Genomic DNA, 16,964 nt, shown 5'->3' with positions numbered 1-16,964 from the left:
GGTGCCGCTTCACCTGCCCGTACACCCCCGCGCACGCCCGGCCGTACCCCCCGACGTCCGGCCTGACCGGGCCCGACCGTCCATGGGAGTGGGAGATGAGCGAACCGTGGGACGGCCCCGCCGGCCAGGCCACGCGCAGCCGCACCGCCCCGGTGCCGGGACAGCGCGCGGGTGAGGGCACCGGCGGGCGCGGCGGCGGACCTGGCGAGGGTGGCCCGCGCGGCGGCCGGGCGGCTTCCCCCGCTGGCGGCGGGACGCGGCGCGCCCGGCCGGCGGGGCGCGGGCGACGCGTGCTGAAGGTCGCCACGATCTGCCTGTCCCTGCTGGTGCTGGGCACGGCCGGGGTCGGCTGGTGGTTCTACCAGCACCTCAACGGCAACCTCAGCAGCGTGCCGCTGGACGGCAAGGGCGGCACGGAGAAGGCGGACGAGTTCGGCCGTACCCCGATCAACATCCTGGTGATGGGCTCGGACGGCCGGACCAGCAAGGCCGACTGCAAGCTGGGCGGCGGCTGTTCGCACACCGGTGTGCAGACCGGCAGCAACGCGGACGTGCAGATGGTGGTGCACATATCCGCCGACCGCTCCAACGCCACGGTGATGAGCATCCCCCGGGACACCATGACCAGGGTCCCGGCCTGCGAGGACAAGGCCACCAAACGCTCCACGGCCGGTTACTACGGGCAGATCAACAGCGCGCTGCAGTACGGCCCCGCCTGCCAGGTGGCCACGGTCCACAAGCTCACCGGCATCCCCATCGACCACTTCGTCAAGCTCGACTTCTCCGGTGTGGTCAAGATGTCCGACGCGGTCGGCGGTGTCTCCGTGTGCGTCACCGACGACGTCTACGACACCTACTCGCGCCTGAAGCTGTCCGAGGGCAGCCACACGCTCAAGGGCGTCGCGGCCCTGGAGTTCGTCCGCTCCCGGCACGGGTTCGGCGACGGCAGCGACCTGGGCCGTACGGTGTCGCAGCACATCTTCCTCAGCGCGATGATCCGCAAGTTCAAGAGCGCGGGCACCCTCACCGATCCCACGGCGGTCTACGACCTCGCCGACGCCGCCACCAAGGCGCTCACCGTGGACGACGGTCTCGGCACCGTGAAGAAGCTGATCGCGCTCGCGACCGACGTGAACAAGGTGCCCACCAAGCGGATGACCTTCACCACGATGCAGACGGCCCCCGACCCCGGCGACGACAACCGGGTGGTGGTCGGCCCGGGCGCGAAGACCCTGTTCTCGGCCATCGCCGACGACCGGTCGCTGACCACCGGTTCGGGCAAGAAGTCCACGGCGGCCGGCGCCAAGGCCTCGGCCACCGCCTCCGCCGTGCCCGCCGCACGGATCGCCGTCACGGTCGAGAACGGCACCACCGTCACCGGCCGCGCCTCCGCCCTCGCCGCCGCCCTCACCGAGCAGGGCTTCAGCCCCGCCACCACCACGGCGAACGCCCCGAGCCCCGCCGCCACCACGACCCTGACCTACGGCGCCGGCCGGAAGGACGAGGCCAAGAAGGTCGCCAAGGCGCTCGGCCTGCCCACCTCGCACCTCGAGAAGGGCACCGGCACCGGACTGACCCTGGTGATCGGCAAGGACTGGCCCAGCGGCACCAGCTATCCCGGCGGCGCGTCCGCAACGGCAGCGGCCGACACCGGGGCAGCGGTCTCCAACGCCCACGCCTCCACCGCCGACGAGGCCAAGACCTGCGCCAAGGTGAGCCCCTACCGGACGGTCACGTACCAGGGGGTGTCCATGACGCCGGCCCAGGCCTACGCGGCGGCGCGCGGCAAGCCCGACTCGGACGAGTGAGGGCCGCGCGTTCCTCGAGCCCTGATCCTCGAACCCCTGATCGCACCGCGGCGCGTTTACGCGCCCGGATGCGGGTGAGCCGAGCGGTGAACGCGGTGCCCGGGTGGCGCCGCGCCCCCCGTCCCCGCAGCGCGTCAGGGTAAGAGGTGTCTGGACTGTCCGGGTTCCATGGAGAAGGAAACGCCAGCCGGACGCTGCCCGCGCGCAGCGTCCGCGAGCAGCGCGCACCCGCACGCGGACCGGCCGGCGGCGCACCCGGAGGGGCGGGTGCGGGCGAGGCCGGCGCACGCGGTGAGGCGGACACCGGGCGTGCGGTCGCGTCCGCGTCGTCGGCGGGGGGCCGTGACGCCTTCTTCGACAACGCCAAGTACCTGGCCATCGTGCTGGTCGCGATCGGGCACGCCTGGGAGCCGCTGCGCCACGGCAGCCGGACCGTCACCGCGCTCTACACCCTCGTCTACGCCGTCCACATGCCGGCGTTCATCGTCATCTCCGGCTACTTCTCCCGGAACTTCGACGCCTCCCCGGCGCGGCTGAAGCGGCTGATCACGGGCGTCGCCGTGCCCTACGTCGTCTTCGAGGTGGCCTTCACCCTCTACACCCGGTGGACCGACCACGTCCCGGACCGCCCGATCAGCCTGCTGGAGCCGCTGTACCTGACGTGGTTCCTGGCGGCGCTGTTCGTCTGGCGGCTGACCACTCCGCTGTGGCGGCTCGTGCGGTGGCCGCTGCCGCTCGCGCTCACCGTCGCCATGCTGGCCACGCTCTCGCCGTCGATCGGTGAGGACCTCGATCTCCAGCGACTGCTGCAGTTCCTGCCGTACTTCGTGCTCGGCCTGTGCCTGCGGCCGGAGCACTTCCGGCTGGTGCGGCGCCGGTCGGTGCGGCTGGCGGCGGTCCCGGTCCTCGCCTGCGCCCTCGTCCTGCTGTACTGGGCGGCACCGCGGTGGAACCATGCCTGGCTGTTCCACCGCGACAGCGCCGCCGAGCTGGGCGCGCCGGGCTGGTACGGGCCCGTGATGACGCTGGCCCTGTTCTGCTGCTCGACGGTGCTCGTCGCCTGCTTCCTGTCCTGGGTACCCGGGCGCCGCACCTGGTTCACCACGCTGGGCGCCGGCACGCTGTACGGCTATCTGCTGCACGGCTTCGTCGCCCAGGGCTCCAAGCTGTGGGGCTGGTACGAACCCGCCTGGATCTACCGGCCCGTCGGCGAGGTCACCGTCACCCTCGTCGCCGCCGCCGTCGTCACCGTGCTGTGCACCCCGCCGGTGCGCCGGGTCTTCCGTTTCGCGCTGGAACCCCGGGCCGAGTGGGCCTTCCGCCGGCTCCCCGAGCGCGGCGCCGTCCGCCGCGACGCCGGCGGTCCCCACGCCGCGTGACCCGGCCCGCGGCCCGGCCGGGCCGCGTTTGCGGGGCGGTCCCGGCGACGGTACGAGTGGACCGAGGCCGACCGGCCGCGAGCGGAGGGACGACGATCATGGAACAGATCGGGGACAAGCCGGAAGAGGTGCGAAGGCGCCTCGCCGAGGAGCAGTCGCAGACCCAGGGCGAGAAGGCGCCGCACGGCGCGGACCGGTCCGGCGAGGAGGCCGGGCCGGAAGCCGCCCAGGACGAGACGGACAGCGAGGACCCGGAGGAGGCGTGACCGGGCGGGACGCGGGGCGGCCCTGCCGGCCCCGCGTCCCGCCCGGTCCGTCCGCCTGCCTGCCTGCCTGCCAATCCTTACGGCCTGTGTGCCAGTCGCCTACTCGTTCACTCGTTCGGCTCGGAGGCGCTGATCTCCGACAGGGCCGAGTCGGTGTCCCGTTCGACGGCGAGGTCCCCGAGCGAGACGATTCCGACCGGCCGGCCGTCCTCCACCACCGGCAGCCGCCGCACGGCGTGCTCCCGCATCAGCCCGACCGCCCGGCTGACGTCGTCGTCCGGGGAGACGCTCACCAGGTCCTTGCTGCACGCCTGCGAGACACTGCGGTCGTCGGCGTCGCCGCCCTCGCACAGCACCCGCACCACCAGGTCGCGGTCGGTGACCAGGCCGCGCAGCCGGTCGTCGTCGGTCACCAGCACCGCGCCGATGCCCTCGTCGCGCATCAGCCGGGCCACTTCCACCACCGATGTCTGCGGCCCCACCGACCGGGGTGCGGCCGTCATGACCTCGCGGACCTTCTGTGCCATTGCTTCCTCCACGTGGGGCGCGCTCGGCCGGGGGCGACGGCCCCCGGTCCGCATTGGCCCTACCCGTGGCCCGGCGGCACCTCACGCCACCGCGGCGAGGACCCGCCCAACGGCCCACACCGCCGGCGGACCGCGAGCGGGGCCGCGGAACCGGTCAGGATCAGAGAAGCGCCGGTGGGCCGCCGCCCGCTAGCGTGACCGTCATGGAGACCACCGGTGAAGCGCGGACCCGCCCGACGGATGGAGACAGGATGAGCATGGCCCCGCGGACGGACACCCAGCCGCCCGCGCCGCACGCCGCCGACAGCCACGATCTGATCCGTGTGCACGGCGCCCGCGAGAACAATCTCAAGGACGTCAGCATCGAGATCCCCAAGCGCCGGCTGACGGTGTTCACCGGGGTCTCCGGCTCGGGCAAGAGTTCCCTGGTGTTCGACACGATCGCCGCCGAGTCGCAGCGGCTGATCAACGAGACGTACAGCACCTTCGTGCAGGGCTTCATGCCGACCCTGGCCCGGCCCGAGGTCGACGTGCTGGACGGGCTGACGACCGTGATCACCGTCGACCAGCAGCGGATGGGCACCGACCCTCGCTCCACCGTCGGCACCGCCACCGACGCCAACGCGCTGCTGCGCATCCTCTTCAGCCGGCTCGGTACCCCGCACATCGGCTCCCCGCAGGCCTTCTCCTTCAACGTGGCCTCCATCAGCGGGGCGGGCGCGGTCACCGTGGAGCGGGCCGGACGGACCGTGAAGGAGCGCCGCGAGTTCAGCATCACCGGCGGCATGTGCCCCCGCTGCGAGGGCCGGGGCTCGGTCACCGACATCGACCTGTCCCAGCTGTACGACGCCGGCAAGTCCCTCAACGAGGGCGCCCTCACCGTGCCCGGTTACAGCATGGACGGCTGGTACGGCCGTATCTTCATGGGCTGCGGTTTCTTCGACCCGGACAAGCCGATCAGCAAGTACACCAAGCGGGAGCTGGACGACCTCCTCCACAAGGCACCGACCAAGATCAAGGTCGACGGCGTCAACCTGACGTACGAAGGTCTGATCCCGAAGATCCAGAAGTCCATGCTGTCGAAGGACATCGACGCGCTCCAGCCGCACGTCCGCGCCTTCGTGGAGCGGGCGATGACGTTCACCGTCTGTCCGGAGTGCGACGGCACCCGGCTCAGCGAGGCCGCCCGGTCCTCCAAGATCGCCGGAATCAGCATCGCGGACGCGTGCGCGATGCAGATCAGCGACCTCGCCGCGTGGGTCGGCGGCCTCACCGAGCCGTCGGTGGCGCCGCTGCTCGGCGCGCTGCGGCAGACGCTCGACTCCTTCGTGGAGATCGGCCTCGGCTACCTCTCGCTCGACCGGCCCGCGGGCACGCTCTCCGGCGGCGAGGCGCAGCGCACCAAGATGATCCGTCACCTCGGCTCCCCGCTGACGGACGTCACGTACGTCTTCGACGAGCCCACCATCGGTCTGCACCCGCACGACATCGAGCGGATGAACGGCCTGCTGCTGCGGCTGCGGGACAAGGGCAACACGGTGCTCGTCGTGGAGCACAAGCCGGAGGCCATCGCCATCGCCGACCACGTCGTCGACCTCGGCCCCGGCGCGGGCACGGCGGGCGGCACCGTCTGCTTCGAGGGCACCGTCGGTGAACTGCGCTCCAGCGGCACCGTCACGGGCCGCCATCTCGACGACCGGGCGGCCGTGAAGGAGCAGGTCCGCAAGCCCACCGGCACCCTGGAGATCCGCGGCGCGGCGGCGCACAACCTGCGGGACGTCGACGTGGACGTGCCGCTGGGCGTCCTGGTCGTCGTCACCGGTGTGGCCGGCTCGGGGAAGAGTTCGCTGGTGCACGGGTCGATCCCGGCCGGTGAGAACGTCGTGTCGGTCGACCAGACCCCGATCCGCGGCTCGCGGCGCAGCAACCCGGCGACGTACACCGGGCTGCTGGACCCGATCCGCAAGGCGTTCGCCAAGGCCAACGGCGTGAAGCCGGCGCTGTTCAGCGCCAACTCCGAGGGCGCCTGCCCCACCTGCAAGGGCGCCGGTGTCATCTACACCGACCTGGCGATCATGGCCGGGGTGGCCACGACCTGTGAGGAGTGCGACGGCAAGCGGTTCGACTCCTCCGTCCTCGGCTACCGCTTCGGCGGCCGCGACATCAGCGAGGTGCTGGCGATGCCCGTCGCCGAGGCCGAGGAGTTCTTCGGCTCCGGGGAGGCGCGTACGCCGGCCGCCCACCGGATCCTCACCCGGCTCAGCGACGTCGGGCTCGGCTACCTCACCCTCGGCCAACCGCTCACCACGCTGTCCGGCGGTGAGCGGCAGCGGCTGAAGCTGGCCACCCACATGGCCGACAAGGGCGGTGTCTACGTCCTCGACGAGCCGACCGCCGGCCTGCACCTCGCGGACGTGGAGCAGTTGCTCGGGCTGCTCGACCGCCTCGTGGACGCCGGGAAGTCGGTGATCGTCGTCGAACACCACCAGGCCGTGATGGCCCACGCGGACTGGATCATCGACCTCGGCCCCGGCGCCGGGCACGACGGCGGCCGGATCGTCTTCGAAGGCACCCCGGCCGACCTCGTCGCCGCCCGCTCCACGCTCACCGGCCAGCACCTCGCGGCCTACGTCGGCGCCTGACCGGGGCCGCGACGGCACTGGGCCCCGCTTCCGTGACGGAGGCGGGGCCCAGGGCGGTGGAGTTTGACAAGCGGGATGGACACCCGCGCAGCTTTGCTCAGCTCGGCCGGTGGTCGGCTCCCGGCCCGCTGACCACGGTGAGCAGGTCGTCGTGGCGGGACAGGGCCTCCAGGGAGAGCGTGCGGTAGCCGACCTCCTCGAACAGGACCGTGATGCGGTCGCCGTCCTCGCTCAGCACCGAGCCGTCGCCCCACTGTTCGTGCCGCACCCCGGCCCCGACCGGATAGGCGTGGACCGCGGGATGGACCGGGCGCTCCGCGCCGGGTGCCTGGTCGGCGTCCTCGCCCTCCCGCGCGTCGCAGATGTCGCAGCCGTCGCACGGCGCGTCGTACTCCTCGCCGAAGTAGCCGAGCAGGAAGCGCCGCCGGCAGCCGGTCGTCTCGGCGTACGCCCTGGCCATGTCGATCCGGGAGCGCTCCATGCGTTCGTGCGCCTCGGCGGTCTCCATGGCGCGGTCCAGGGCGTCCGCGGGGGCGATGCCCGGCTCGGGCCGTATCGCGCCGGAGGCGTCCGTGACGACCGCGCCGGCCTCCTCCAGCAGGTTCACCACCGCCGTGATCCGCTTGCGGGTCAGCCCGGTGGCGCGTCGCAGCCCGTCCGGACCGACCGGAGCGCCGCCCTCGGCGGACAGGGCCCCGACCACCTGCTCGACGGTCTCCCGGTTGGGCGTGCGGCTGCTGAAGAAGGCCTGCATGCCGGTGTCCTCCGGCCGGTAGTGCAGCACGGCGAGGGCCGGCTGCCCGTCCCGGCCCGAGCGGCCGACCTCCTGGTAGTAGGCGTCCAGTGACCCCGGCATCGCGGCGTGCAGGACGAACCGCACGTCCTCCTTGTCGATGCCCATGCCGAAGGCCGAGGTCGCCACCACCACGTCCGTCTCGCCGGCCAGGAACGCGTCGTGGATGCGCCGGCGTTCGCCCGCGCGCAGGCCCGCGTGGTACGCCTCCGCGGTCAGCCCGAGCGCGGCCAGCTCCCCGGCGTAGTACTCGCTGTCCTTGCGGGTCGCCGCGTAGACGATGCCGGGCTTCGGCCCCGCGGCCGCCTGCTCGATCACGGCGGGCCGCCGTTCGGCGTCGTCCAGGTGGCGGCGCACCTCCAGCCGGATGTTGGGCCGGTCGAAGCCGGCCACGAGCTGGCGGGAGCGGTCCATGCCGAGCCGCTCGACGATGTCCTGCCGCACCGGCGGCGCGGCGGTCGCCGTCAGCGCGAGCACGGGCGGCCGGCCGACGGCGCGCGCCGCCTGGTCCAGCCGCAGGTAGTCGGGGCGGAAGTCGTGGCCCCAGGAGGACACGCACTGCGCCTCGTCCACCACGAACAGGGCCGGGCCCGCGTCCTTCAGCCGCTGCACGACCTCGTCCTTGGCCAGTTGCTCCGGCGACAGGTAGACGAACCGGACGCTGCCGTCGCCCACCGCCTCCCAGGCGGCCTCCGTCTGCGCCGCGGTGAGGTCGGAGTTCACGGCCACGGCGCCCGGCGCGCGGTCACCCTCGGGCAGCCCGGCGATCTGGTCCCGCTGGAGGGCCAGCAGCGGCGAGACGACCACGACCGGGCCGGACAGCAGCAGCCCGGGCACCTGGTAGACGGCCGACTTGCCGGACCCGGTGGGCATGACGACCAGGGCGTCCCGCCCCTCCAGCACCCACTCCATGGCGGCGAGCTGCTCGGGGCGCAGCTCGTCCCAGCCGAACACCTCGGCGGCGGCCGCGCGCAACTGCTCGCTCCGCCGGCTGCGTATCTGTGCCCGGTCGGCTCCCATGGCCCGCTCCTTCGCTCTGACGTGCCGGAACGGCATGGCCGCCGGTCTCACGGCTGGCTTTTTTGGGTACCCCGGAAGCGGGTCCGCAGTCCCGTCCGGCGTTCCGCCCCCGCCGCACCCGAGCCGCCGCACACCAGGAGGAAGCCGATGTGTCGTCTCTTCGGCCTGATCAGCGCACCGCAGCGCACCCACGCCACGTTCTGGCTGCTGGACGCGCCGGACAGTCTCAGCAGTCAGAGCCACCGTGATCCCGACGGCACGGGGCTGGCGTACTTCGGTGCCGACGGCACGCCCGAGGTGCACAAGGCGCCGATCGCGGCCTACGAGGACCGGGCCTTCGCGGAGGAAGCGCGGCGGGTGCAGTCGGCGACCTTCCTGGCGCACATCCGGTACGCCTCCACGGGCGGCCTGGAGACCCGCAACACCCATCCGTTCGAACAGGAGGGCCGGATCTTCGCGCACAACGGTGTCATCGAGGACCTCGGGCGCCTGGAGGACCACCTCGGCGAGGACCGGTCGCTGGTCCGGGGCGACACCGACTCCGAGCGGTTCTTCGCCCTCGTCACCCGGGAGACGCGACGGCACGGCGGTGACCTCGCCGCCGGTATCGAGCACGCCGCCCGCTGGGTGGCACGCAACCTGCCCGTCTACGCGCTCAACCTGCTGCTGATCACGCCGGACGGGCTGTGGGCGCTGCGCTATCCGGGGACGCACGAGCTGTACGTGCTGGAGCGTCCGGTCGGCGGTCACCACGGCACCCGGCACCTGGACCACAGCGGCAGCCACGGCCGCATGCGCGTGCACTCCGAGGCCCTGGCCGAACATCCTTCGGTGGTCGTCGCCAGCGAACGCATGGACGACAACCCGCGCTGGCTGCTGATGCAACCAGGCGAGCTGCTGCGGGTCGGCCCCGGTCCGCGCGTGGAGCGCCGCGTGATCCTCGCCGAAGCCCCCGCGCACCCGCTGACCCTGGCCGACCTGCGTCCGGAGGCCGCCGCCTCGCAGCAGGCCGCCTGAGCCGGGCCGGGAGCGGGTCCCGTATCCCCGACGCGCCGGGTCAGTTATCGGATATATCGCCGCAAATCATGTGTGATCTAATCATGCACACACCTAAGCGGCGCACCTTGCTCAGCGCCTCGATCGCGGCCGCCGGCCTCGGAGCCCTGGCTGCCTGCTCCGGGTCCGGTTCGCCCACGGGCTCGGGCCCGCACGCGGGTTCCGGGGCCGTCGGCCGCGGTGGGGTCTTCGTCCCCGAGGGGCCCGGCGGCTATGTGAACCCCTCCGACCCCGAGGTGCTCGCCGCCGAACGCAAACGCGGGTCGGGACCTGCGCGCAGGTACACGTTCACCGCGGCCGAGACCCGGCTCGACCTCGGCGGGCGGACCGTCAGGACCTGGCTCTACCGCGAGATGCACCTCGGCAAGGAGGCCCGGGTCAGCGTCGGGGACACCCTCGACCTCACGCTGCGCAACCACCTGCCGGCGGCCACCACGCTGCACTCGCACGGCGTGCGCATGCGCTGCGACATGGACGGCGTACCGGACCTGACGCAGAAGCCGGTCCAGCCGGGCGAGCAGTTCCGCTACCGCTTCCACGTGGCGCACCCGGGGACGTACCTGCTGCACTCGCACTTCGGGATGCAGCTCGACCGCGGCCTGTACGCGCCGCTGATCGTCGAGGATCCCAAGGAACCGCTGTCCTACGACAAGGAGTGGGTCCTCGTCCTGGACGACTGGCTGGACGGCGTCGGCGGCAGCACCCCGGACGCGGTGCTCTCCGAACTGCGCGGCGGCGCCATGCCCATGGCGATGGCGGGCCCGGAGAAGCACACCGGCCACACCGGCCACCCGGGCACGGGCTCGCACTCCCCGGCCGCCACCCCGCGCGGACCGTCCCGGGTGCTGCACGACGCGCACAGCGAGATGCTGCACGGCGAGGCCGGCAGCGTCGACTACCCGGACTACCTGGTCAACGGCCGCAGGGCGAACGCCCCGTCGGTGTTCCGGGCCCGCCCCGGCGACCGCATCCGGCTGCGCATCATCAACGCGGCGTCCGAGACCGCGTTCCGGGTGGCCCTGGGCGATCACACCATGACGGTGACGCACACCGACGGCTATCCCGTCGAGCACACCGAGACCGACGCGCTGCTGCTGGGCATGGCCGAGCGCTACGACGTGCTGGTCACCGCCAAGGACGGCGTCTTCCCGTTCGTCGCCTACGCCGAGGGCAAGAAGGGCCGGGCGCTCGCCCTGCTGCGCACCGGCGGCGGTTCGGCGCCGAAGCCGGACGTCCACCCCGAGGAGCTGGAGGGCAAGGTCGTCCCGGCCCGGCGCATCCCGCCGAAGGACGAGGTGGCGCTCGGCGAGCGGAAGATCGACCGCGAACTGCGGATCAGGCTGACCGGCGGGATGCGGAAGTACAACTGGGCCTTCGACCACCAGCCGTACTCCGTCACCCGCCGCCACCCCGTCCACCAGGGCGAACGGGTGCGGATCACCCTGATCAACGCGACCGGGATGTGGCATCCGGTGCATCTGCACGGGCACACCTTCGCCCTGGCCGGCCTCGACGCGGTGGGGGCCCGCAAGGACACGACCATCGTCCTGCCGCACCGCAAGGTCGTCATCGACTTCGACGCCGACAACCCCGGGCTGTGGATGCTCCACTGCCACAACCAGTACCACTCCGAGTCCGGCATGATGACGATCCTCGGCTACCGGAAGTGACGCCGGCGCCCGGTGTCCCGGACCCGTCCGGAACACCGGGACCGCGCGGTGGCGGCGGGGCTGTGCGGCGGCGGCGGGGTCAGCGGCCCACGAAGGCCAGGTTGGCCGCGTCGTACCGGGTGCCCGCGATCCGCTCCGGCGGGGCGGCGGCCTCGATGGCGGCCAGGTCCTCGGCGGACAGCTCCACGGTCAGCGCCGCGAGGTTCTCCTCCAGGTACCGCGTGCGCCGGGTGCCGGGGATCGGCACGACGTCGTCGCCGCGGTGCTGCACCCAGGCCAGGGCGAGCTGCCCGGCGGTGACGCCCTTGGCCTCGGCCAGTTCGGTCAGCCTGGCGACGATCGCCAGGTTGCGCTCGAGGTTGCCGTCGGCGAACCGGGGCTGGTTGCGCCGCAGGTCGGTCTCGGCGAGCCCGTCGACCGAGCTGTAACGGCCGGTCAGGAAACCGCGTCCCAGAGGCGAGAAGGGCACCAGGCCGATCCCGAGTTCCCGGCAGACCGGGGCGATCTCCGCCTCCAGGTCACGGGTCCACAGCGACCACTCGCTCTGCAGCGCGGCGATCGGGTGCACGGCGTGCGCCCGCCGGATGGTCTGCGCCCCGGCCTCGGACAGGCCCAGGTGGCGGACCTTCCCGGCCCGCACCAGCTCGGCCATGGCGCCGACGGTCTCCTCGATCGGCACCCGCGGATCGACCCGGTGCTGGTAGTACAGGTCGATGTGGTCGACCCCGAGCCGGCGCAGCGACGCCTCGCACGCCTGCCGTACGTAGGCCGCGTCGCCGCGGATCAGGGTGGGCTCGCCGAGCCGGTTGGCGAAGCCGAACTTCGTGGCCAGCACGACCTCGTCGCGGCGTCCGGCGACGGCCCGGCCGATCAGCTCCTCGTTGTGGCCGAAGCCGTAGAAGTCGGAGGTGTCCAGAAGGGTCACGCCGAGGTCGAGGGCGTGGTGCAGGGTCGCGACGGACTGCGCGTCGTCCGAGTCGCCGTAGCCGTGACTCATGCCCATGCATCCCAGGCCCTGTGCCGAGACCTCCAGTGCGCCGAGGTGCCGGGTGGGGATGTCGGTCATGCCGCTGCCTCCTGTGCTCGGTTTCGCGTCCGTCCACGACGCTACGTACTGGAGCGCACTCCAAGTCAACTCGTTTCCGTGGCCGGGGAGTCGCAGGCGGCGTCCGGGCCGGTGCCGAGTCCGCCGACGAGGTCGCGCAGCAGGGGGCCGTACTCGGGGTGCGCCAGGGCCGAGGCCATCTGGGCGACGAGGTAGGAGGCCGGGTTGCCGGTGTCGTACCAGCGGCCCCGGATGACCTGCCCGTACACCGCGCGGGAGGCGGCATAGGCGTTGATGGCGTCGGTCAGGTAGATCTCGCCGGTCCGGTGCTCGTACCAGCGGCGGGTCAGCTCGCGCAGTTCGCCGACGATGCCCGGGGTGACGACGTAGCCGCCGATGGCCGCGTAGGCGGAGGGGGCGTCGGCCGGGTCGGGCTTCTCGACCAGGCCGGTGATCCGCAGCAGGCCCTCGCCGAGGTCCTCCCGGACGACCGGCACGCCGTAGCGCCGGGAGTCGGCCGGTTCCATCGGCAGCAGGGCCAGCACCGGGCAGCCGGTCTGCTCGTAGGCGCGGATCAGCTGCTGGGCGCGGGGCACGCGGGCGACGAAGACGTCGTCCGGCCAGAGCACCAGCACCGGTTCGTCGCCGAAGGAGCGGGCGGCGTTCAGCACCGGGGTGCCGTTGCCGTACGGGCCCTGCTGGTCGAGGTAGGTGATGTGGCCCCGGCGGGCCAGCTCGGCGACTTCCTCGACCGCGTCCGCGTAGCCGGTCTTGCCGTCCTCGCGCAGCTGGGCCACGAGGGCGGGGTTGGGGCGGAAGTGGTCCTGGATGAGGGACTTGCCGCCGGAGACGACGATGGTAATGTCGGTGATGCCGGAGTCCACCAGCTCGCGCACGGTGTGCTCGACGACCGGCTTGTCACCGACCGGCAGCATCTCCTTCGGGATCGCCTTCGTCAGGGGCAGCAGCCGGGAGCCGAGCCCGGCGGCGGGGATCACGGCCCGGCGGATCGTGGACATCCAGACTCCCTCGGTCGTACGGCACGGCGTGCCGGGCGGGCAGCGGGCACGGGGTCGCGTCTCGACGCTACCAACGCCGGACTCCCCCGCCCGGCCACCGGCACCGTGCGCTGCGGCGGCCGCGGGGGCCGGGGCCCGGGTCAGGCGCTCCCCCACCGGGCCAGCGCGCGCAGCGCCGCCGTGCGGCCCCGGCCGGGCACGGTCCACAGCGTCTGCCCCCGTACCCCCCACCGTTCCAGCAGGGCGTTCGCGGCGAGGAATCCGCTCGTCGCCGCGCGTTCCATCAGGGCCACCGGCAGACCGGTGCGCACGTGGTCCCCGGCCACGACCAGACCGGGCTCGGGGGTGCGTACGGCGGGCCGGTCGGCGTAGCCGCCCACCGGGAACAGCGGGCAGTCCTCCCGCCACACGTGCTGGGCGTCCACGACCAGCGCGTCCCGCGTCTCGGGCCAGACCCGGCCCAAGGTCTCGGTCAGCCGCTTCTGCTCGAGGTCGCGGGAGGCGTCCGGGGGCACCGCGTAGGCGTGCAGTTCGACGACGGACCCGCCGGTGCGCGCCGCCCACCGGGCGGCCTCGTCCTCGTAGCGCTCCAGGACGCTGATGTTGTCCAGGCCGCCGTAGCCGCTGGTGCCCAGGAAGCCGGGGCGGCCGGGAGCCACCGGCCGGTCCAGCCACAGGCGGCTGACCAGGAAGGGCGGGGCGGTGCGCAGCCGTCCGAGCCGCTCCCGCCATTGTGTGTCGCCGAGCCGGTCGCAGCGGCCGGCGAGGGCGCGCAGACCGCCGGCGTCGAGGGCGAGGACGACGGTGTCGTGGCGGCTGACCCGGCCGCCGGCGGCGACCTCGTAGCCGCCGTCCGGGGTGCGGGCGACGTGCTCGACGGCCGTGCCGGTGCGGAGGTCGGCGCCGTGTCGCCGCAGGTACCCGGCCAGCGGGTCCCACAGGGCGGCCGGGAAGGGGCCGCGGGGCACGTCGAACAGCAGCCCCTCGGCGGAGCCGAGGAAGTAGATGTGGAACATCAGCACCATCTCGGCGGCCGACAGCTGCCGGGGGTCGGCGAAGAAGCTCCGGGAGAACACCTCGAAGGCGAGGTGGCGGGCGGCGCGCGGGAAGCGCACGGCGTCCAGGAAGTCGTCGGCGCTGACCGCGTCGAGGGCGTCGTAGACGTCGGGGACCCGGACGTCCAGCAGGGGCAGGGCGGCGCGCGGGTTCATGGCGGCCAGGTCCCGCAGGCCGAAGGACGGGCTGAGCGCGACGAAGCCGAGCGCGCTCCACGGCGGGGTGCGCGGCACGCGGCGGAAGCCGTCCCGCAGCCCGTCGCTGTGCTGGAGCGGGTAGTCCGGCAGGCCGGTCAGGCGCTCCAGGCGCGGATCGGTGCGGCGCAGCAGGCCCCGCAGGTTGTAGTACTGGCGGAAGAAGGCGTGGAAGCCGCGGCTCATGGTGGCCGTGGAGCCGTCCGCGAGGCCGACCGGCCAGCCGCCGACGCGGCCGCCGAGGAACGGCAGGCGCTCGTACAGCGTCACGGCCACGCCCCGTTCGGCCAGCGCGGTCGCGGCGGCCAGCCCGGCGATGCCGCCGCCGACGACCGCCGTCGTCGGCGGGGGCCCGGCGATCCGCCGGGTGCCCGGGGGCGGCGGCAGGCGGTGCGCGCGCCGGTCCCGGCCGTGCCGGCCGGCGTCGGGGCGGCGTCCGGGGGCGGTCATCGCCCGGCCTCCGCCGGTGCGGCGCCGCGCCGGGCGACGAAGGTGTGCGTGATGCCCGTCTGCCAGCCGGGCAGCGGCAGCGCCCGGACGCCGTCGAACCCGGCGGCGCGCAGCCGGTCCGCGAACCGGCCGGCGGTGTCGAAGTCGAGCACGCTGCGCCACAGGTGGCGGTAGAGGCCGGCGTCGCCGGCGACCGTGGCGGCGGGCTGGACGATGCCCCGGCACACCAGCGTCCACACCGCCCGGTCGACGGCCCGGCCGCTGAGGGTGTACTCGTGCACGCCGAGCCGTCCCCCGGGCGCCAGCAGCTCCCGTACCGCGCCGAGCACGGCGTCGGGGTCGGCCACGTTGCGGAAGAGGTAGGCGGCGAACACCGCGTCGAACGGCCCCCTCACCCCCGCGTCCCGCAGCCCCTCGGCGGGCGCGTGCACGAAGGTCACCCCGTCCGCCCAGGGCTTGCCGCCGGCCCGCCGCAGCATCCCGGCGGAGGCGTCCACGGCCGTGATCTCCGCGCCGGGCAGCACCGAGCGCAGGGCGGCGGTCGAGGCGCCGGTGCCGCAGCCCAGGTCCAGCACGCGCAGCGCGGCGCCGTGTCCGGGCAGACCGAGGCGGCGCACCGAGCGCCGCAGATGGGCGTGGTAGCCGGGGTTGGCGGCCACGAGCGTGTCGTAGCTGCGGGCGGCGTGATCGAACGCGGCGGCGAGTTCCTCGTCGCGCAGCAGTGTCATGCGGTCTCCAGGGCGGGGCGGGGCGGTCGGGCAGGGCGGTCGGGGTCAGGGGCGGCCGGGTCAGGGGTGGTCGAAGGGGCGGCGGGGCAGGGCGGGCAGTTCCAGTGCCGAGCGGAGCATCGGTCCGACCGGCGTGCGCAGCCCGATCGCGAGGTCCTCGTGCAGCCGGGTGTCGCCGTCGAGGAAGCGCAGCACCTGGTTCATCGGCAGCCGGCCGAACAGCCCGCAGAACAGCGCGGGTCCGTCGACCCGGCCGCTGCCGAGGGCGCGCAGCAGTACGGCGTCCATGGCCCGTGAGCGGGCCGAGTGGGCGGGCGGCGGCAGCGGGTGGCGGCCCCCGCGCAGCGCGGCGGCGACGGCCTCGGTCTGGCGTTGCAGGCCGGCGAACGTGTAGCCGGTGGAGGGGCGGGTGGCGCCCCCGGCGGCGCCGATGCGGAACACGGACGGCCCGGCCTGCCGGGGCATCGGGGCGTCCGTCATCGGGATGACGCCGGTCTCGGTGGCCAGCACCCGGAGCGCGCCGAGCCGCAGCACGTCCCCGGTGTAGTGCCGCAGGGCCGCCTCGTAGCCGCTCGCGGTGAGGACGCGGAGGGAGAACTCGGTGTACTCCACCAGGGCGGTGCGCGGGCCGGTGGGGAGCACGTAGCCGAAGGAGAGCCCGTCGGCGGGCTGCGGGGTGCGGAAGTCCATCAGCTCCGCGGTGCCCGGTTCGAAGGCGGGCCGGTCGGTGCGGACGAACCAGCCGCGGAAGTGTTGCAGGAGCGTGGTGCGGGCGGCCGGCAGACCGCCCGGACGGGAGTCGAACACCCAGCGGGCGCGCAGCACCCCGGTGGCGCCCGCCGGGTCGCGCAGCCGGACCAGGGCGCCGCCGGGCACGTCCTCGACCGTCTCGGCGGTGGCCTCCAGGCGGCGCACGTTCGGGCTGTGCGCCAGGTCCCGGGCGACGAGGTCCTCGAAGTCGTCCGACCGGATCATCTTGTACCGCAGGGGGGCAATGTCCCCGAGGACGGGCGCGCCCGCCGGGGGGCGTACCCGCAGGTGGCGCCAGCGGGCCGTGACCGCGGCCTCGAAGCGGCCCCGGCCGGCCTCCCAGAAGCACCAGGTGCGGCTCGGCGGCCGCAGCGGGCCCGGCGGCGCGTCGACCAGCACCACCGCCGGAGTGTGCGCGCCGGGCACGGGTCCTGACAGGCGGTGCGCCAGCGACAGGCCGGCGGCGCCCGCGCCGAGGACCGCGACGTCCGTCTCCCGCACGACCACTCCCTTCCTCCGCCCTTCCTCCCGCCCAGTCTTCGCCCGGCCTTCCGGTGCCGG

13 protein-coding genes are annotated in these 16,964 nt (G+C 73.8%); 6 read left to right on the top strand and 7 right to left on the bottom strand.

All coding sequences use genetic code 11. The features are described 5' to 3' along the window. Positions 1 to 95 precede the first annotated feature (95 nt). The 3 genes from ACZ6CZ_RS05595 to ACZ6CZ_RS05585 all read left to right on the top strand — a co-directional run bounded on the left by ACZ6CZ_RS05595 (position 96) and on the right by ACZ6CZ_RS05585 (position 3,453). Positions 96 to 1,808 carry an LCP family protein gene (locus tag ACZ6CZ_RS05595; RefSeq protein ID WP_469015175.1) on the top strand — a complete coding sequence of 571 codons (1,713 nt, stop codon included), beginning with the start codon at positions 96 to 98 and terminating at the stop codon, positions 1,806 to 1,808. 146 nt (positions 1,809 to 1,954) lie between these two features. Then, positions 1,955 to 3,187: an acyltransferase family protein gene (locus ACZ6CZ_RS05590; RefSeq protein ID WP_469015172.1), complete on the top strand. Its 1,233-nt coding sequence runs from the start codon at positions 1,955 to 1,957 to the stop codon at positions 3,185 to 3,187. Between the two features lie 98 nt (positions 3,188 to 3,285). Then, positions 3,286 to 3,453 carry a hypothetical protein gene (locus ACZ6CZ_RS05585; protein ID WP_469015169.1) on the top strand — a complete coding sequence of 56 codons (168 nt, stop codon included), beginning with the start codon at positions 3,286 to 3,288 and terminating at the stop codon, positions 3,451 to 3,453. 107 nt (positions 3,454 to 3,560) lie between these two features. Here ACZ6CZ_RS05585 and ACZ6CZ_RS05580 read toward each other — a convergent pair whose 3' ends face one another. Beyond that, positions 3,561 to 3,980, bottom strand: a complete 420-nt coding sequence (locus ACZ6CZ_RS05580) for a CBS domain-containing protein (protein WP_469015166.1) — start codon at positions 3,978 to 3,980, stop codon at positions 3,561 to 3,563. 251 nt (positions 3,981 to 4,231) lie between these two features. On the opposite strand from ACZ6CZ_RS05580, the gene ACZ6CZ_RS05575 reads away from it, so the two are divergent. Beyond that, the gene (locus tag ACZ6CZ_RS05575) at positions 4,232 to 6,622 is read left to right on the top strand and encodes an ATP-binding cassette domain-containing protein (protein ID WP_469015163.1); all 2,391 of its coding nucleotides are present in this window, start codon (positions 4,232 to 4,234) and stop codon (positions 6,620 to 6,622) included. Positions 6,623 to 6,719: 97 nt separating this feature from the next. Here the strand turns inward: ACZ6CZ_RS05575 and ACZ6CZ_RS05570 are convergent, their stop codons facing one another. Further along, positions 6,720 to 8,435 carry a RecQ family ATP-dependent DNA helicase gene (locus ACZ6CZ_RS05570; protein ID WP_469015159.1) on the bottom strand — a complete coding sequence of 572 codons (1,716 nt, stop codon included), beginning with the start codon at positions 8,433 to 8,435 and terminating at the stop codon, positions 6,720 to 6,722. 147 nt (positions 8,436 to 8,582) lie between these two features. On the opposite strand from ACZ6CZ_RS05570, the gene ACZ6CZ_RS05565 reads away from it, so the two are divergent. Beyond that, positions 8,583 to 9,452: a class II glutamine amidotransferase gene (locus ACZ6CZ_RS05565; RefSeq protein ID WP_469015157.1), complete on the top strand. Its 870-nt coding sequence runs from the start codon at positions 8,583 to 8,585 to the stop codon at positions 9,450 to 9,452. An 83-nt stretch (positions 9,453 to 9,535) separates the two neighbouring features. Then, on the top strand, positions 9,536 to 11,161 hold the full coding sequence (locus ACZ6CZ_RS05560; protein WP_469015154.1) for a multicopper oxidase family protein: 1,626 nt from the start codon (positions 9,536 to 9,538) through the stop codon (positions 11,159 to 11,161). 79 nt (positions 11,162 to 11,240) lie between these two features. Here ACZ6CZ_RS05560 and ACZ6CZ_RS05555 read toward each other — a convergent pair whose 3' ends face one another. The 5 genes from ACZ6CZ_RS05555 to ACZ6CZ_RS05535 form a co-directional block, all read right to left on the bottom strand. Continuing rightward, positions 11,241 to 12,227: an aldo/keto reductase gene (locus tag ACZ6CZ_RS05555; protein ID WP_469015152.1), complete on the bottom strand. Its 987-nt coding sequence runs from the start codon at positions 12,225 to 12,227 to the stop codon at positions 11,241 to 11,243. Between the two features lie 65 nt (positions 12,228 to 12,292). After that, entirely contained in the window at positions 12,293 to 13,225 is a 933-nt protein-coding gene (locus ACZ6CZ_RS05550) for a UTP--glucose-1-phosphate uridylyltransferase (protein WP_469015149.1), read from the bottom strand. A gap of 140 nt (positions 13,226 to 13,365) precedes the next feature. Then, positions 13,366 to 14,925, bottom strand: coding sequence for an FAD-dependent oxidoreductase (locus ACZ6CZ_RS05545; RefSeq protein WP_469015146.1), 1,560 nt, complete (start codon positions 14,923 to 14,925; stop codon positions 13,366 to 13,368). Then, positions 14,922 to 15,653: a class I SAM-dependent methyltransferase gene (locus ACZ6CZ_RS05540; protein WP_469015142.1), complete on the bottom strand. Its 732-nt coding sequence runs from the start codon at positions 15,651 to 15,653 to the stop codon at positions 14,922 to 14,924. Before ACZ6CZ_RS05540 ends, ACZ6CZ_RS05545 begins: the two co-directional genes overlap by 4 nt. Positions 15,654 to 15,713: 60 nt before the next feature. Next, a complete protein-coding gene (locus ACZ6CZ_RS05535) occupies positions 15,714 to 16,904 on the bottom strand; it encodes a lycopene cyclase family protein (protein WP_469015140.1) in 1,191 nt (396 codons plus the stop codon). Positions 16,905 to 16,964 lie beyond the last annotated feature (60 nt).

This window comes from Streptomyces sp. NPDC041135, assembly GCF_055592085.1.
Note: the sequence above shows the minus strand (reverse complement) of the source record. Positions and strands in the feature narration are given on the sequence as shown.

Bases quoted from the DNA above. Each gene is read 5' to 3' on its own strand.
- ACZ6CZ_RS05555 (WP_469015152.1), bottom strand. From the start codon at position 12,227: ATGACCGACATCCCCACCCGGCACCTCGGCGCACTGGAGGTCTCGGCA.
- ACZ6CZ_RS05570 (WP_469015159.1), bottom strand. From the start codon at position 8,435: ATGGGAGCCGACCGGGCACAGATACGCAGCCGGCGGAGCGAGCAGTTG.
- ACZ6CZ_RS05575 (WP_469015163.1), top strand. From the start codon at position 4,232: ATGAGCATGGCCCCGCGGACGGACACCCAGCCGCCCGCGCCGCACGCC.
- ACZ6CZ_RS05595 (WP_469015175.1), top strand. From the start codon at position 96: ATGAGCGAACCGTGGGACGGCCCCGCCGGCCAGGCCACGCGCAGCCGC.
- ACZ6CZ_RS05540 (WP_469015142.1), bottom strand. From the start codon at position 15,653: ATGACACTGCTGCGCGACGAGGAACTCGCCGCCGCGTTCGATCACGCC.
- ACZ6CZ_RS05560 (WP_469015154.1), top strand. From the start codon at position 9,536: ATGCACACACCTAAGCGGCGCACCTTGCTCAGCGCCTCGATCGCGGCC.
- ACZ6CZ_RS05545 (WP_469015146.1), bottom strand. From the start codon at position 14,925: ATGACCGCCCCCGGACGCCGCCCCGACGCCGGCCGGCACGGCCGGGAC.
- ACZ6CZ_RS05580 (WP_469015166.1), bottom strand. From the start codon at position 3,980: ATGGCACAGAAGGTCCGCGAGGTCATGACGGCCGCACCCCGGTCGGTG.
- ACZ6CZ_RS05585 (WP_469015169.1), top strand. From the start codon at position 3,286: ATGGAACAGATCGGGGACAAGCCGGAAGAGGTGCGAAGGCGCCTCGCC.
- ACZ6CZ_RS05565 (WP_469015157.1), top strand. From the start codon at position 8,583: ATGTGTCGTCTCTTCGGCCTGATCAGCGCACCGCAGCGCACCCACGCC.
- ACZ6CZ_RS05550 (WP_469015149.1), bottom strand. From the start codon at position 13,225: ATGTCCACGATCCGCCGGGCCGTGATCCCCGCCGCCGGGCTCGGCTCC.